The organism is Agaribacillus sp. DX54 (genome assembly GCF_056858335.1).
Window position 1 is genome coordinate 16,762 of record NZ_JBXEQE010000026.1, and the last position, 16,342, is coordinate 33,103.

Annotated in this window: 11 protein-coding genes; 4 read left to right on the forward strand and 7 right to left on the reverse strand. The window is 42.9% G+C overall.

Annotated elements, in window-relative coordinates; all coding sequences use genetic code 11:
* Positions 1-2: 2 nt before the first annotated feature.
* Together AC04NP_RS22365 and AC04NP_RS22370 are read right to left on the reverse strand one after the other, a co-directional pair.
* Positions 3-542 (reverse strand): hypothetical protein, encoded by a 540-nt coding sequence (locus AC04NP_RS22365; RefSeq protein WP_482862180.1) that lies wholly within the window; start codon positions 540-542, stop codon positions 3-5.
* Positions 543-673: 131 nt separating this feature from the next.
* Positions 674-1,528 (reverse strand): SPFH domain-containing protein, encoded by an 855-nt coding sequence (locus AC04NP_RS22370; RefSeq protein WP_482862181.1) that lies wholly within the window; start codon positions 1,526-1,528, stop codon positions 674-676.
* A gap of 251 nt (positions 1,529-1,779) precedes the next feature.
* On the opposite strand from AC04NP_RS22370, the gene AC04NP_RS22375 reads away from it, so the two are divergent.
* Together AC04NP_RS22375 and AC04NP_RS22380 are read left to right on the forward strand one after the other, a co-directional pair.
* Complete coding sequence (locus AC04NP_RS22375) at positions 1,780-1,908, forward strand: hypothetical protein (RefSeq protein ID WP_482862182.1); 129 nt, start codon at positions 1,780-1,782, stop codon at positions 1,906-1,908.
* A gap of 305 nt (positions 1,909-2,213) precedes the next feature.
* Complete coding sequence (locus AC04NP_RS22380; RefSeq protein WP_482862183.1) at positions 2,214-2,954, forward strand: tetratricopeptide repeat protein; 741 nt, start codon at positions 2,214-2,216, stop codon at positions 2,952-2,954.
* 274 nt (positions 2,955-3,228) lie between these two features.
* Here the strand turns inward: AC04NP_RS22380 and trpS are convergent, their stop codons facing one another.
* Positions 3,229-4,197: a tryptophan--tRNA ligase gene (gene trpS, locus AC04NP_RS22385; protein WP_482862184.1), complete on the reverse strand. Its 969-nt coding sequence runs from the start codon at positions 4,195-4,197 to the stop codon at positions 3,229-3,231.
* A gap of 169 nt (positions 4,198-4,366) precedes the next feature.
* Between trpS and AC04NP_RS22390 the strand changes: the two genes are divergently transcribed.
* Positions 4,367-5,989, forward strand: a complete 1,623-nt coding sequence (locus AC04NP_RS22390; RefSeq protein ID WP_482862185.1) for a hypothetical protein — start codon at positions 4,367-4,369, stop codon at positions 5,987-5,989.
* A 216-nt stretch (positions 5,990-6,205) separates the two neighbouring features.
* Complete coding sequence (locus AC04NP_RS22395; protein WP_482862186.1) at positions 6,206-7,171, forward strand: NAD(P)-dependent alcohol dehydrogenase; 966 nt, start codon at positions 6,206-6,208, stop codon at positions 7,169-7,171.
* Here AC04NP_RS22395 and AC04NP_RS22400 read toward each other — a convergent pair.
* The 4 genes from AC04NP_RS22400 to AC04NP_RS22415 all read right to left on the reverse strand — a co-directional run bounded on the left by AC04NP_RS22400 (position 7,140) and on the right by AC04NP_RS22415 (position 16,171).
* The gene (locus AC04NP_RS22400) at positions 7,140-8,456 is read right to left on the reverse strand and encodes a TolC family protein (RefSeq protein WP_482862187.1); all 1,317 of its coding nucleotides are present in this window, start codon (positions 8,454-8,456) and stop codon (positions 7,140-7,142) included. The genes AC04NP_RS22395 and AC04NP_RS22400 overlap by 32 nt on opposite strands.
* A 10-nt stretch (positions 8,457-8,466) precedes the next feature.
* Positions 8,467-11,532: an efflux RND transporter permease subunit gene (locus AC04NP_RS22405; RefSeq protein ID WP_482862188.1), complete on the reverse strand. Its 3,066-nt coding sequence runs from the start codon at positions 11,530-11,532 to the stop codon at positions 8,467-8,469.
* Positions 11,533-11,535: 3 nt separating this feature from the next.
* Positions 11,536-12,606 (reverse strand): efflux RND transporter periplasmic adaptor subunit, encoded by a 1,071-nt coding sequence (locus AC04NP_RS22410; protein WP_482862189.1) that lies wholly within the window; start codon positions 12,604-12,606, stop codon positions 11,536-11,538.
* A 388-nt stretch (positions 12,607-12,994) separates the two neighbouring features.
* Positions 12,995-16,171 (reverse strand): VPS10 domain-containing protein, encoded by a 3,177-nt coding sequence (locus AC04NP_RS22415; RefSeq protein ID WP_482862190.1) that lies wholly within the window; start codon positions 16,169-16,171, stop codon positions 12,995-12,997.
* Positions 16,172-16,342: the final 171 nt, after the last annotated feature.

Below are 16,342 nucleotides of genomic sequence, written 5' to 3' on the forward strand. Positions count from 1 at the left end.
AGTTAGTAATCGATCTTTCTGTCCATTATCTCGCTCATAGCTTTTTTTAAGGCCTCCGGCTTTTGGGTGCCAATCAACCAGGTATGGCCGTCATGTAAAGTTAGCTCCAGACCATACTGTCCTTTTACAATCAACCCTGTAGAATTTTTAAAGAAATTTTTTCTATAGCCATAACCTCCGAAATCCTTTAAAGCATTAAGGCGTTTCATCTCATAACTGTTAATGTTATCCTTATGGATATATTTCCAGTTCCACACAAAAGGAAAATATTTATAATAAACGCTGTTGTCTTTAACTTCTATCTCCAGCTTTGCTCCGAAAATTATGATATTCACAAGTATCATACCTAGCAGTAAACATCCCCAAAAAATAATCAGTCCGGTATCCGACATTGGTTTATTACCCCAGGGCTCGCCTACTATAAACTGTGAATAAATTGAGCTAACCATTATGACAGCTACAATCAAATTCGTAGCGCCAATAATAAGGATAAGCCAGACCTGCGTAAATTTTTGCTTTTCTGAAAAAAGAATTCTGCTCATTGTTTTATCATTTAAACTAAGATGTGCTGTTATACTTGTTACTTTTATTCACGGAAATGTCTTTGCAGCATTAAATGGCCTATTATTCATTTCTTAATGGATGCGAAAAATAGGGTTTCTGCAAATTGCTTTTATTGATGCAAAGTTCCTGAATTGACAACAGGTGTCACGTCCTTGTCTGCACAAAGCACCACCATCAGGTTACTGACCATTGCTGCCTTTCTCTCTTCATCCAGTTCTACGACTTCCCTTTTTGACAGATCGTCCAGGGCCATTTCAACCATACTCACGGCACCTTCCACAATCTTATGCCTGGCTGCTACGATTGCAGTGGCTTGTTGCCTCCTGAGCATAGCACTTGCAATTTCCGAGGCATAGGCCAGGTATCCGATTCTTGCCTCTATTACATGAATGCCGGCAATGTCAAGCCGGGCCGTCAATTCCTTTTCAAGCGCTTCATTTACCTCCTTCATGCCTGAGCGTAAAGTAACTTCAGCCTGCTCATCGTCAAAATTGTCGTAGGGGTAACTTCCTGCCAGTTTTCTTACGGCGGCATCACTTTGTATGCGTACGAAGTTTTCATAATTATCAACTTCAAATGCCGCTTTAAAGGTATTTTTTACCTGCCATACCAATATGACGCCAATTAAAATCGGATTACCTACCTTGTCATTGACTTTTACCCTTTCACTGTCAAAGTTTCGTGCACGAAGTGAAATCTGCTTTTTGACGTAAAAGGGGTTTAACCAGAAAAAACCGTTCTTTTTTACTGTCCCTTTGTAATCTCCAAAAAGCAACAGTACCCTTGACCCATTGGGGTTTACATAAAAAAATCCAGGTGATAAGATAACCATCGCAAGAATAAAAATGGTAAATAAAGGATTTTTGGTGGCAATTATCCCAAAAATACCTGCTACCAATAAAACGAATAGCACCATTAACATGATGTAACCTGAAACAGGCGTGTTGATTTTTTCATTATTCATTGTGTACTTATTTAATTTGATATCAAAATGATATTAATATAATATACGAAAAATGGCCTGACAGGGTTACACCGGTAAAAAAAAGATGGTAAATCAAACTTTGAGAAGTGTTTGGATCAATGAAAGAATAGGTTTATTTTAGCGGGCCGTTTTAAAAAAGGTGAAATCTATGATTTTACTAAGGGATTATTTTAAAGTTTAGCAAAGGATTAAAGCGCTAGAGAATTAAATTATAATTAAATTAGAAAATCATGATGAGTGAAGACAAAGAGGAGGAACTTGAGGGAACCAGTATTCCAGTTTCAAGAATTCTCAAGGTTTCTGCTATTTTAGCCGCCGTATTACTGGCATCTTATTTTGTGTTTTTCCAACTTTTTTAATGGGTCATATTTGGAAATCACTTTTACCAAAGAATCTATCGATAAAGCACCAAACGGTGCTTTATTTGTTTTAGTCCTGAAAGGACACAGACACTATTCACCCTGAAAGAATCACCATGCCGGTGTCAAAAGGCAGAAGAAAAAATTTTCTTATCATCACAACCAGGATACTTTCGATAATAAAGACAACATAAAGGTTTTATTTCGCTTTGCACTATTTCATTATTTTTCAAAAAACTGCGTTATATTAAAGCATTGCGAAATGCATAAAAAAAACGTTTGGTGAATCTGATAACATAAATAACATGAAAGCGTCGAATTTGGATTTTGATCAGGTCAAAAGATATCTGAACGGTCAGATGGATGAGGAGGAGCGGCGGCAGTTTGAAGACCGGATTAACCACGATCCTGAATTGGCGCGGCAGGTGGACCTTGACCAGGTATTGCTGGAGGGTATCCAATTGCACTACCGGGGGCAGCTAAAAGAAAAACTACAAAGCCTGGATCGGAATGATTACAGTCGTGTAAAGCCGGTATTTCCGTTTTTCAAAGCCGTGACTATTGCAGCCGGCATCATCATGCTCATGGTGGTTGGCTTTTTTATTTTTGAGCGTAAGCCTGATACCGAGGCACTATATGCCAGCTATTTTAAACCCTACTACAAGGTGATCAGCGATATAAAAAGGGGGGAAGTTGTTCTCTCCGGCATAGAAGATCCGTTTCAATTATATGAAGCAGGACAATACCGGAAGGCTAATGAGTTATTTGAAAACCTGTTATTGGAAAATCCGGATGATTATCGACTGCTCTTCTATCATGGTCTGGCCTATCTGAATTCCGGATTTACATCTGGGGCCATCGACAATTTGTCCCAAGTGGCGGACAAAGATGATTTTTTGTTATCAGCAACAGCCAGGTGGTATTTGGGATTAGCCTATTTGAAAGAAAACCGTATGGGTCAGGCCATTGACGCCTTCAATTTCCTGGTCGAAAAAGATGCTGATTATGCTGCCAGAGCCGGTGAGATTCTTAAGGAACTTGAGTAGGCTGTCTAGCCCATATGATATTTAAAATTTCAGCCTTTGATTACACATGTAATAATCTGACATATCCGATTTTTGCGGTGCCACCACATTTATTTACCTTGGGGTTCTTTCTCAGGGGATTCGGGCTTTTATAAATTACAAACTAATTTACACTAAAACGCTTGATTCTTATGAAAAGGAAAAAGACGAATTTAAACAGATTTATCCTCAAACTTTTAATGTTTTTATTGTTTCTGATCGGCCTCAATTTTTGGTCCGAGGCGGCTAAGCTATTCTAATAACCAAGTTTATTTTTCACTCTGTTTAATACTTCCCTTCCTATTTTCCTGGCTTTGTTCTCCCCGGCTTCGAGCTTCTGGTTTAATTGATCTGGATTTTGTATGTAATGGTTAAAGACTTCACGTTCTTTTTTAAACTTGTTGACCATTAATTCAAACAATTCCTGTTTGGCATGTCCATACCCGTAATTACCCTTTAAATACTTTTCTCTCATGGCCGCTATTTGTGACGCTTCAGCCAGTAAACTATACAACGCGAAAACATTGCAGGTATCCGGGTTTTTGGGCTCCTCCAGAGGCGTGCTGTCCGTTACTATAGACATAACCTGTTTTCTTAACTGCTTGTCAGGCAAAAAGATATCGATAATGTTGCCATAAGATTTACTCATTTTTTCGCCATCGGTGCCCGGAATGGTCATTACATTTTCGTCCACAATCACATCGGGAACTACAAAGGTTTCTCCATACCTGTTATTAAAGATGGTGGCTATGTCCCTGGTGATTTCCAGGTGCTGTTTTTGGTCTTTTCCTACCGGTACAAAATCTGCGTCATACATGATAATATCACAAGCCATCAAAACGGGATAGGTAAACAAACCGGCATTTACATCGGCCAGCTTATCCGCTTTATCCTTAAATGAATGGGCATTAGCAAGCATGGGAAATGGGGTAAAACAGTTTAGATACCATGCCAGCTCACATACTTCAGGAATTTTGGATTGACGATAAAACAGGTTTTTTTCGGTATCAAAGCCAAAGGCCAACCACGCGGCAGCAATGGCGTTAACATTTTCAATCCTGACCGCGGGCTCTTTGATGGTGGTTAGTGAATGTAAATCCGCAATAAAAAAAAAGGACTCGTTGTCATCCTTTTTGGAGAGGGCAATTGCAGGAATGATTGCCCCTAAAAGATTGCCCAGATGTGGTCTTCCGGAACTTTGTATGCCGGTAAGTATTCTCGCCATTGAATTTTCTAAATTTTTGACAAAGAAAGAAATATTTTCTTAATCACACTAAATCAAAATCATTTAAGTTAAATATTCACAGAAACAACTTTCCTTTCCTATTACCATTGAAATTGTTTAATTTTAATTAACCTGACTATGATTAGCCAGTAATAATCAAACCCTTAAGATGATGAAATCAACAGATGTTTCCCGGTTTTATGCTTCAATCGTCATTTTTACTTTTCTTTTGACCTATAATTTCATCCCGGCCACAGGTTTCGCACAACAAAATGACCTTGGTAACATTGATTTTCCAACCAGTGGAAAAACAGAGGCCCAAAAAGACTTTATCATGGGTATGCTGCTGTTGCATAGCTTTGAATACGATGATGCTGTTGAACACTTTCGCGCTGCACAGCGGAAAGATCCCGGTTTTGTAATGGCTTATTGGGGTGAAGCTATGACCCATAACCATCCGATATGGTTTCAGCAGGAAAAGAGTAAGGCCCTGAGGGCTTTAAACAAAATAGCACCTGCACCTGCCGCGAGAATAAAGCAATGTAAATTGCCCATTGAAAAGGAATTTATCAGGGCGGCTGATATTTTGTATGGTGAAGGAACAAAAAAGGAAAGAGATTTGAAATACAGTGATTTTTTAGCGGACTTGTATGAAAAATATCCGGACAATCACGAAGTGGCCTGCTTTTATGCCTTGTCTTTAATGGGAAGCAGGCATAATGGAAGGCACATTCCTACTTATCTGAAGGCCGCAACTGTGACCGAAAAAGTATTAAAGGAAAACCCCAGGCATCCGGGTGCTTTACATTATACAATTCATGCCTATGATGAACCCACACATGCGCATTTGGGTTTAGAGGCGGCAAATACTTATGCCCAGGTAGCCCCGGGCTCGGAGCATGCACTGCATATGCCTTCACATATATTTGTAGCCTTGGGTATGTGGGATAGGGTAGTAGCCTCCAATGAAGCGTCGTGGGAGGCCGGAGAGGAGAGGTTCAGGCGGAAAAACCTCCGCCATGCACAAAGGGCTTACCATTCTTTACTATGGTTAACTTACGGTTATTTACAGCAGGGAAGGTTTGAAGAGGCCAAAAAGATGGTGGATATCATCGAGGATGATGCAAAACACCACACATCCGGAAGGGCGAAGGTGCATCTTAATCAAATGAGGGCTGCTTATCTGGTCAATTCAAGGCGATGGGACGGGGAGGTGGCGGATATAAAAGTAAACCTCGGAAATGTGGGGCTGGTGAACCGGTCGCTCAACGCTTTTATTGACGGCATGGTTGCTTTGCAAAGGAATGATTTGGCAAAGGCCAAAAAAATGGTGGAGGAAATAGCAAGATTGAGGAATAAAAATACGCCTAAATCGCTTGACGCCAACCTGTCTATGTGTTATGCCCCCGGCACCATGCCTAAAAAGACACAGGAAGCAAGGATATCGCTGATACTGGAGAATGAACTACAGGCATCTCTTCTAATAAATCAGGGGAGAAAACAGGAAGCTGAGATCATTCTGAAAGAAACGGTCGAGTTGGAGGAAGGCACATCGTTTAGTTTTGGCCCACCGGTTATAGCCAAGCCTTCGGCTGAGTTGTATGGTGAGTTTTTGTTGGCTGAAAATCGCCCGGAAGAAGCGCTGGCACAATTTGAAAAGGTTTTCAAAAGGGCACCGAAAAGGACCTTATCCCTGAAAGGTTATGCAGAGGCCGCAGCAAGATCAAATGATCCGGTAAAAGCCGCTGAGGCCAGGGATCTGCTTAATCAAATCGTGAAAACCGAAAATTAATCATTTCCACAGATCAGAAAGGCATTGGGCCGGCAATCCCTGAAAGGGTGATTTCTGATTTAAATACTTGTAAAATAGGCCAAAATTTTTCATTTTGATGTTTAAAAAACTAGTACCCATCAATGCTTTTAATCCATGAAAAGGCTTGTAGCTTGGCCGGTTCCCCTTTTGCACGTATCCTGTTGGCCTCCCTGATCATTGAAAAGTCTCCCTTGTATGAAGGCTGTCGTTTTTGAAAGATATGGCCCTCCGGCGGTGTTAAAGTATAAGGTAGTGGGAGAACCGGTATTTACAGATGATCAATTGCTCATACAAGTAAAAGCGTGTTCAGTTAATCCTGTGGATTTTAAAATCAGAAGGGGCGACCTGAAGATGCTTTCCGGTAAAAAGTTTCCTAAAGTCAATGGCAGTGATTTTTCCGGTGTGGTGGTAAAGGCAGGAAAAAATGTCAAAAGATTTCAACCTGGTGATGAAGTCTACGGATCGCTCAACGCACTCAGGGGTGGCGCCTATGCTGAGATGGTGGTAGCAGATGAGGAGCTGGTTAGTTTGAAACCCGAAGGCATGAGTTTTATTGAAGCGGCGTGCCTTCCCATAGCGGCCCTGACCGCCCTTAAATCCTTAAAGGACCTGGGGGGAATCAAAGCGGGACAGCATGTATTAATCAATGGCTGCACCGGAGGAGTGGGATCGATGGCTACCCAGATGGCCAAAAAATACTTTGATGCAAAAGTAACCGGTGTTTGCAGTACCGGTAATATTGATCTGGCTAAAGAATTGGGTGCGGATCAGGTGATTGATTATAAAAAAGACGATTTATGGTCTGCAGACGAATTATTCGATATTTTTTTTGATGTATCTGCTACTGCCACCTATCCGCAGGCAAAAAAACTTCTGAAGCCCAAAGGAACCTATATTTTTACCTTACCAGGTTTGCAATCCATGTTTGTTTGGCCCCTGTTAAGCCTTTTCAGTTTCAGGAAATCAAAAGTTATCTTGTTAAAAAAACAACGGGAAGACTGGGAGTTGTTAAATGATATCATTGACCTTGGGTATTTAAAGGTCGTGGTAGATAAAGTTTTCCCCATAGAAGAAATTGAAGCCGCCCATGAATATGCCGAGTCGGGTAAGGTCAGGGGTAAGATAGCGATTATTGTGTCAAAATACTCCCGCTTAGCCTAAGTAACTCTATCTCTGCCAGTTTTGCGACTAGCTGGGCATCCAGCAGCCTGTTTTGGCTGTCCACGGCATTTCTTTGTGCCTCGCGTAGTTCCAGGGAGGTTCCTGCGCCTAACTCATACCTGTCTAGTGCAATTCCTTCATTTTCCAGTGCGATTTCCACATTTGACTTTTCCAGATCTATCAGTTGCAGGTTGTTGGCATAGTTGACATAGGCTTTATTTACTTCACCCTGAAGCGAAAGTTCCAGTGCATCCCTTTCCAGTTGGGTGATTTCCTGGCGGACCTTGGCATTTTGAATTTCTCTTTTGCGGTTAAAGCCGTCAAAAATGTTCCATGAGGCAGAGACCCCATAGGTGATACCACTGGTGGAAGAGGATCGGAGCTGCCCTGCATCATTATTGGAAGTGCCCCGGTCGTATGAAAATTCCAGATTGACCGTTGGGTAACGTTCTGCCAGCAACTCTTTATATTCCAGAAATGCTACATTTTGTTCGCTAATAGCGCTCAAAAGTGAAGGGTTTAACCGGCTTACTTTCTGCAACAAGGGGTCTGGTTGCAAGTCAGGGTTTATATCAATGCGCCCGTTGACACTAAAAGGCGTGCTGCTCTCCCGGCCTAACAATACGTTTAAGTCGATTTTGACATTATTTAAAAGCTCTTCCTGTCTCAAAACGTTAGAGCGATCGGTATTATAATCTACCTTTGCAGCCAGGTAATCCAGTTTTGATCCCTTGCCCACCTCGTAGCGGGATTGGGCAAAGAAAAGCCTTGCCTGGGATATTTCCACCGTCTCTTTCAACACTGACAACCTGTCCTGCTCAAATACGGTCCGGTAATAAGCATTGTAAATAGCCGCAATTGTATTTTCAACAGTTACTTTTTTGTCAAGTAGTCCCTGACTTTCAAGTTCGATGAGCCTTTCCCTGGTCATAAACATGCCAAATCCGTCAAATACTGTCCAATTAAAACCGGCCGAAGTATTAAAACGGTCTGATTGGGCCCCTCTGTCAGAGAGGGGAAATATGCCTTCGGGGCCCTGAATCTCCAGGTCGACATCCTGAACCTGAAATATTTTATCCGCGGTGAGATCCACAGTTGGCAAAAAACCTGCATTCCCCAGGGTATTATTGTTCTTATTTACAAGCTGGTCTTTTTCTGCAATTTTTATATCGAAGTTATTTTCCAGTCCGATAGCCACTGCCTCCCTCAGCCCCAGAATTTCCTGGGCAGAGAGATTTGAAATCAGGAAGCTGGTGAGAAGAAGTACGACTAGTTTTTTACTCATTCTTATTTAGTTAGAACCTCGCTACTCTTTTTTCTTTACTACTGATAAAGGAATAAATAGCCGGAATCACATAAAGGGTGAGAATTGTTGAAAAAATCAATCCACCGATCACTGCCAAACCCATAGAAACCCTGCTTTCTGCCCCGGCGCCCAGGGCGAGGGCAATAGGTAATATTCCAAGGATGGTAGACAAGCTTGTCATCAATATGGGCCGGAATCTTGCTTCGGCCGCGTTAATGATAGCATCCATCAACGCCTCTCCATGGGCTTTTCTCTGGTTGGCAAATTCTACGATTAATATGCCGTTTTTGGTAACCAAACCGATCAACATGATAATGCCAATCTGGCTAAAAATATTTAATGTTTCCTGGAAAAGGTATAAAGTGAGCAACGCTCCGACAATGGCAAGCGGAACAGTAAACATGATAATTAAAGGGTCCTTAAAGCTTTCAAATTGTGCGGAAAGTGACAAATAAATCAGTATCAGTGCAAATATAAAGGCAAATAGCAGGCTCGATCTGCTTTCCTTGAATTCATTTGAAGTTCCTCCGAGAGCCGTGGAATAGCTGTCGTCCAGTACCTCATCGGCAATTTGTTCCATGACTTCTATGCCTTGGCCCAGCGTATTTCCCGGTGCCAGGCTGGCTGAAACCGTGGCTGACACAAATCTGTTGTACCGGTACAACTGAGGCGGATTGATCTGTTCTTTCATTTTCACCAGATTATCCAGTTGAATGAGCTCACCTGACTGGCTTCTGACATATACTGATTGTAAATCCAGCGGTTCACTGCGGTTTTCTCTGGTCACCTGGCCGATCACCTGATACTGCTTGCCATTCATGATGAAATAATCAAAGCGTTGACCGCTAAATGCCAGTTGAAGGGTTTGGGCGATGTCCAGCACAGAAACACCCAATGTTCTGGCTTTTTCCCGGTCGATTTCCAGGTTAATCTCAGGTTTATTAAATTTCAGATCAAGGTCAACGAAGTTGAAAGCAGGCTCCCGGTAAGCCCTTTCCATAAATTCCGGTAAAGCTTCTTTTAACTTTTCCAGGTTATGCGCCTGTATGATAAATTGTAGTGGCAAACGGTTGCTTCCTCCTCCTCTGCCTCCGATAGTTTCCGGCTGAATAACAAAAGCCCGGGCTTTCGTATTGCTCTGTATCATAGGGCTTAAGGCTTGTACGATCGCCTGTTGTGATCTTTCTCTTTCATCCGCAGGCTTTAGAATGGTGAAAACAAAGGCCGAATTTACCGAACTTGAAGCCCCAAAACCCGGTGAAGTTACTGATCCCACAAAATTCTTTTCCGGTACTTTGTCCAGGGTGGTTTTTACGATTTCATCTACATAATTATCCATGTATTCAAAAGTGACACCTTCAGGCCCGGTGGCAAATATCCTGAAACTGTTGCGGTCTTCCTTTGGTGCCAGTTCAGATGGTATGACAGGAAAGATGACATACCCCAGTACTACAGTCATAGCCATAATCACAAAAGCCAGCCATCGCTGTTTCATAAAGGCTTCTAACGAACGATTATAGTGTTTATTCAACCATATATAAAATGGCTCGGTGATCGTATAAAATTTCGGTTTTTTCTTTCGAAGCTTTAAAAGTTTGGTGCTGAGCATCGGGGTCATCGTTAAAGCAACAAATGAAGAAATGACCACTGCCCCTGCTACTACCACACCGAATTCCCTGAAGAGCCTTCCCGTTAACCCTTGCAAAAAAATGAGGGGTAAGAAAACCGCCACCAGGGAAACTGTCGTTGAGATTACCGCAAAAAAGATTTCCTGTGTACCCTTAATACCTGCCTGTCTTGGGTCCTCACCGGCTTCGATCCTTTTGTAGATGTTTTCCAAGACTACAATCGTATCGTCTACAACCAGTCCGATGGCCAGTATGATTCCAAGTAAGGTGAGCACATTGATGGAAAATCCCATGAGGTACATAAAGAAAAATGAACCGATCAATGAGATAGGTATCGTTACCACCGGAATCACTGTTGTACGCCAGTCCCTTAAAAACAAGAAAATAATAATCACCACCAGGCAAAATGCTGTGATAATGGTTTGCTGGACTTCGGTGATGGACATTTTAATGTATTCTGTGCTGTCAAAAACAATAGCAGCCTCTACGTCTTCCGGCAGGTCTTGTTTGATGGCTTCGAATCTTTTGTAAAACTCATCCGCAATGTCAATATGATTGGAACCGGGCTGAGCAATGACAATAGGCATCACCATGGGTATCCCATCTCTTTTCAGAATGGTTCGTTGGTTTTCAGGAGACAATTCCGCATGACCGACATCCTGAAATTTAACGATATTGAATGCATCTTCCTTGATTATCAGGCTATTAAATTCTTCCGGCGTGTTGAGCCGTCCGTTGGTTCGTACGGTAAGCTCCGTATTTGCGCCTTCTACACGACCTGTAGGTAATTCTATATTGTTGTTGTTAACGGCATTCAGCACGTCGAGCGGAGTGAGTTGATAGGCAGCCAGTTTTAAGGGGTCCATCCACAAGCGCATGGAATATTTTTTAGCTCCCCACACCCGGGACTCGCTAACGCCGGCAATGGTTTGCAGGCGTTCTTTGATGACATTTTCAGCCAGCAAAGTAAGATCCAGGAGGGAGCGGGTGTCACTCCTCAGACTTGTAATAATGATTGGAAAAGAGTCTGCATCGGCTTTGGAAACGATGGGCGGATCGGTATCAGGGGGCAAATTTCTTTGTGCGCGTGAAACCCTGTCTCTCACATCATTGGCGGCAGCCTCGAGGTCAATACCTAACTCAAATTCAACGGTTATCGTGCTCCGGCCATCACGGCTTACAGAGGTAAGGGATTTAATACCGGCAATGCCGTTGATAGACTCTTCCAGGGGCTCGGTGATTTGTGACTCAATAATGTCGGCGTTGGCGCCGGTGTAGCTGGTAGCCACGGTAATGATCGGTGGGTCTACACTGGGATATTCACGAACCCCTAAAAAGTTAAAACCGACCAACCCAAATATAACAATGACAATAGACATGACTATTGCCAACACCGGCCTTTGAATACTGATAGAAGTTAAACTCATTAGTTAATTGGTTAAAGTAACAGATACATCTGCACCGGGTCTTAATTGTAAAACGCCCGATGTAATCAGTGTATCAGACGGCGTAAGCCCGCTGATCACTTCCACCTCGCGCTCTGTGCGAAGACCGATTTCTATTTTTTGGGTTGCTGCTTTTCCCGCTTTTTTGACATACACCCTGTGACCTCCGAGTTCCGGAATAACTGCCTCTGAGGGGATCATAATCGCATGCTCAAAAGAGTCAAAAACCAATTCTATCCTTGCGAACTGTCCGGGAAGCAGTAAGTTGTTTTTGTTGGGACTTACCGCCCTCATTCTGAGTGTTCGTGTATTTGGGTCAACCTGCGGTTCAATAGCATATATCCTTCCTATCTGATATTCATCCAATGCCTCGGTAATAAACCTGATTTTATCATTGACCTTTACCCGGCTGCTGTACTTGCCAGGAATTGAAAAGTCGACTTTTGCAGGGTCGTTGCTGAACAGGGAGGCAATGGGTTGGGTAGGCGTAATATAACTTCCTTCACTGACAAACCTTAAGCCGATGATCCCGCTAAATGGTGCCCTGAGTTTGGTTTTGGCCAGTTGAGCCTCTACCAGTTTAAGGTCAGCACCTGCTGTCTTCAATTCGGTCAATGCCACATCGTATTCTTCCTGACTTATGGCTTCCCTGGCCAGAAGCTGGCTTTGGCGGTATTCGCTCTCTGACAACAATTTTTGTTGATACTGCAGTCTTTCCAATTGAGCAACTAATTCATCATCATTAATGCTAACCAGCAAATCCCCTTTTTTAACGCTGCCACCCTCCTTAAAATAAATAGCTTCTATTCTACCTGAAATTTCACTTTTTAATTCTACTGATTCATTGGGAGAAATGGAACCTGTAACATTTATTTTGTCGTCAACTTTCTTGGTTTCAACTATAACCGCTGAAACCGGTATTTTGCTAGCAAATGGTGACCCTGATGAGCGCTGCTCCGCCTCCGGCTTTTTAGATCCAAACAGTGTCGGGCTAATGAAGTAAACAAAGATCCCAATAATGGCAATGATGGAAAGCCATTTTATACTTTTTTTCATTTAACGACGTGATTTTTTATCCATTCAGTATGTAAATCTATACAATTATGATATTAATCAGGGCGATAAGGCAAAGAAATCAACGATAATATCACAACGCCAACCATTTCCAACAAACGATGTATTTTGATAAGGGTTTTAAACTTTTCACAGTTTTAGGTAAAAAAATTAGTATTATCGCAATTCTTCAAAATTCCTTCGGAATTATCTGTTAAGTCAGGAAAACAAGGACATAATTTTTTGATGGAATCAATAGTACCCCATAATACCTGTTAATATCGATGTTTACATATACTTGCTGTAAAAAACCCTTCTGTAGCTACTACGGGAACTGCTAATCAAGGTTTTCAGCCTGACCATTAAGCCACCCGGGAACTGTTTTTCCTGGTTAAGGACTTGTCTCTTTTTTACGGCTGTCAATAATGACCGCATCGATGGATTTTTCTTTTACCATTCGATTGAAGACCGGAATATCCTTTTCAAATACCGTTTTTAGTTTTTCCAATTCAATATTGATTTTTTGGGTGACTTCGTTCTTGAAGGCTACATCCTGATCAGTCGGTTTAAAGTCCCCTCTACCTGACAAAGAGTTGAGATGGCCAAGTTTATTATTTAAGCGGATAGGAAAGTTTAGTGGATCCTGCTGGCTTTGGTTTTTAGTCTGATACAGTGATTCCTCAATTTCCTTCATTTTCTCCAGAATCTCTTTCGACAGGTCGGTAAGGTCTTTCACAGACTCATCGTCTTTCATTCTGTCTACTACGAGGTTGATCTGCTTGCGGACCTCCCTGATATCTTTAATTGCCAGATTGGTTTCACTAAGTTTTTCCCTTATTGAAATCAAAAAGTCAAACTGAGCCTTCAGGTCTGCCGGCGTGGCGTTTGCCCTGGGATCTGCCAGAATTTCGAAATCAGCTTCATTGGATTGGTTATTGACGGTAAGCTTTACCTTGTAATTGCCCGGTAAGGCCCTGGGTCCTGCCAGGGAAGCCCACCATAAGATCATACCTTCGAACTTTTCAGCATCAGGATACCGCATGTTCCAGATAAAACGGTTCATGTTTTTCTTTACCTCGAGCTTCCCCACTTCCGAATCCTCTTTAGCGACTGATGAAAATTTCCTGATTAACTTTCCATCTGCCTGGAAGAACTCCAGGGTGATTGTGTCACTTTTTGTAGTATCTTTTAAATAGTAATGTACCATAACACCTCCCGGATGATTTTGGCCGGATCTTTTCAGGTTATCTGATTGCCACCCTTCAAGGCGATAGCTGGGCATAGGTTTGAAGAGATAGAAGTTGCTGGTGGCTATATTTTGATTGAGCTGATGAAGTGGGGTGAGGTCATCGATGATCCAAAAACTTCTGCCTTGTGTTGCGGCAATCAGGTTGTCGTTTTTAATGGCCAGATCGGTAATAGGAACTATAGGTAAATTCAATTGAAACGGACTCCAGGACAGTCCATCGTCAAACGAAATATACATTCCGCTTTCTGTACCTGCATACAAAAGCCCTTTTCTTTTTGGATCGGCCCTGAGTACCCTGGTAAAATGATCGTTTGCAATACCTCCGGTTATTTTAGTCCAGGTTTTTCCATAATCTTTGGATTTGTACAGGTAAGGTGAGTAATCTCCCAATTTGTAGCGTGTTCCCGCTATGTAAACAGCGCCTTTTTCAAAAGGATCAATTTCTATGCTGTTGATCATAGTCCACTTCGGCATATCGGGAGGCGTCACATGCTGCCAGTTTTTACCGCCATCCTTACTCACATGGATTAACCCGTCATCAGAGCCGGTCCAAAGCAAATCCTTTTCCAGCCGAGATTCGGCTGCCGCGAAAATTGTGCAATAGTATTCCACACCCGTGTTATCTTTGGTGATCGGGCCTCCTGAGGGGCCTAATTTAGTAGAGTCGTTAGTGGTCAGATCAGGACTGATAGTTTCCCATGACTGGCCTTCATTATAGCTTACGTGTAAGTGATTGCTTGCTGTGTACAGCTTATTTGGATCATGGGGTGAAAAGAATATGGGAAAATTCCATTGAAATCGGTATTTCATTGCCCCGGCGCCATGTCCCATAGGATTATCCGGCCAAACATTAATGGCCCTGATTTCCTTGGTACGGTGGTTGACTCTGGTCAGATAGCCCCCGTAGCTACCTCCGTACACTATATCATTATTCCTGGGATCGATGGCGAGATGGGCGCTTTCGCCACCGGCTGTAGGTTCCCAGTGCCTTTCCCCTATGTCTCCGCCATTGGTACGGTGTAGTATCCGTACAGTAGAGTTATCCTGCTGGGCGCCATAGATACGGTAGGGAAAATGGTTGTCGGTGGTGACCCTGTAGAACTGAGCGGTAGGTTGGTTATGATAGGTTGACCAGTTCTCGCCCCCATCGTAAGTTACCTGGGCGCCCCCATCGTCACCAATAATCATTCGATCACTGTTTTCCGGGGCAATCCACAAATCGTGGTGGTCACCGTGCGGAGCGACAAATGACTGAAAAGTTTTACCGCCATCTTTTGACCGGTGATATTGGACATTCACCACATATACCTTGTCTTCGTCTTCGGTGTCGGCATAGATGCGGGTGTAATACCACGCCCGTTGACGCAGGCTTCTTTCATTGTTTAGTTTTTGCCAGGTTTCACCGCCGTCTTCCGAGCGATAGACGCCCCCGTCCTTGTTTTCTATGATGGCCCATACCCGGTTGCTGTTTTGAGGAGAGACAGCAATCCCTGAAATGCCCCAGATTCCACCGGGTAAACCTTTGTTTTTTGTGATATCTTTCCATGTTTCACCGCCATCCGTACTTTTCCACAATGCGCTGCCTTCGCCCCCGCTTTCGAGGCTGTAGGGCGTGCGCCGGATGCGCCAGGTACTTGCGTACATAATTCTCGGATTGTTGGGATCCGGGATCAGGTCGACCGCGCCGGCATCTTTATTGGCGAACAGTACCCGTTTCCAGGTGTTGCCACCATCTTCACTTTTGTAAACTCCTCTTATTTCCGAAGACTTATATAGGTCCCCTAAAACCGCAGCGTATACGATATCCGGATTTTTGGGGTGTATCCTTACCCTGGAAATATGGCGGGATTCGACCAGGCCAATTTGTTTCCACGTATTGCCTGCATCTACGGACTTCCACATGCCATAACCATATGAGACATTCCCCCTGACTGTTTTTTCCCCTCCGCCTGCATAAATAACGTTGTTGTCGGATTCGCTTACTGCCACGGCACCTATAGATCCACCAAAATACTCATCCGAAATATTTTCCCAGGTGGATCCGCCATCTGCCGTTTTCCATACACCGCCCCCGGTAGCGCCCATGTAAAAAAGATTAGGTTTGCCGGGCACCCCCGTTACAGCCGCCGACCTGCCGCCCCGGTATGGACCGATTGAGCGCCATTCCAATCCCTTAAAAATCTCCAGGTTGTAGGAAATGGTTTTGGGTTGATTTTTCTTCTTTTTTTGTGCTAAGCCCGGTATGGAAAAAGCACATAAAACAAAAATTGTTAATGCAAAACTGATTAAACGCTTTAAAGTGGGTTTAAGTAGTGTCATTTGTGTACTGTATTTAGGGTTAATTTGTTATCGAATGTAACGAATTTGCCGCTTTATTAAAACTTTAGATTTTTAAACCTTATTATTTATCGGTAGTCCGGAGGGAGTTGTCTTCGATAAGACCCGAATTGTCAAAACTATTTCTTATCTTTCAGGCTTATGATGACCCAA

Coding starts and splice junctions, on each gene's coding strand:
- AC04NP_RS22410 (WP_482862189.1), bottom strand. CDS start 12,606: ATGAAAAAAAGTATAAAATGGCTTTCCATCATTGCCATTATTGGGATC.
- AC04NP_RS22375 (WP_482862182.1), top strand. CDS start 1,780: ATGATGAGTGAAGACAAAGAGGAGGAACTTGAGGGAACCAGTATTCCA.
- AC04NP_RS22415 (WP_482862190.1), bottom strand. CDS start 16,171: ATGACACTACTTAAACCCACTTTAAAGCGTTTAATCAGTTTTGCATTA.
- AC04NP_RS22390 (WP_482862185.1), top strand. CDS start 4,367: ATGATGAAATCAACAGATGTTTCCCGGTTTTATGCTTCAATCGTCATT.
- AC04NP_RS22405 (WP_482862188.1), bottom strand. CDS start 11,532: ATGAGTTTAACTTCTATCAGTATTCAAAGGCCGGTGTTGGCAATAGTC.
- AC04NP_RS22370 (WP_482862181.1), bottom strand. CDS start 1,528: ATGAATAATGAAAAAATCAACACGCCTGTTTCAGGTTACATCATGTTA.
- trpS (WP_482862184.1), bottom strand. CDS start 4,197: ATGGCGAGAATACTTACCGGCATACAAAGTTCCGGAAGACCACATCTG.
- AC04NP_RS22400 (WP_482862187.1), bottom strand. CDS start 8,456: ATGAGTAAAAAACTAGTCGTACTTCTTCTCACCAGCTTCCTGATTTCA.
- AC04NP_RS22395 (WP_482862186.1), top strand. CDS start 6,206: ATGAAGGCTGTCGTTTTTGAAAGATATGGCCCTCCGGCGGTGTTAAAG.
- AC04NP_RS22380 (WP_482862183.1), top strand. CDS start 2,214: ATGAAAGCGTCGAATTTGGATTTTGATCAGGTCAAAAGATATCTGAAC.
- AC04NP_RS22365 (WP_482862180.1), bottom strand. CDS start 542: ATGAGCAGAATTCTTTTTTCAGAAAAGCAAAAATTTACGCAGGTCTGG.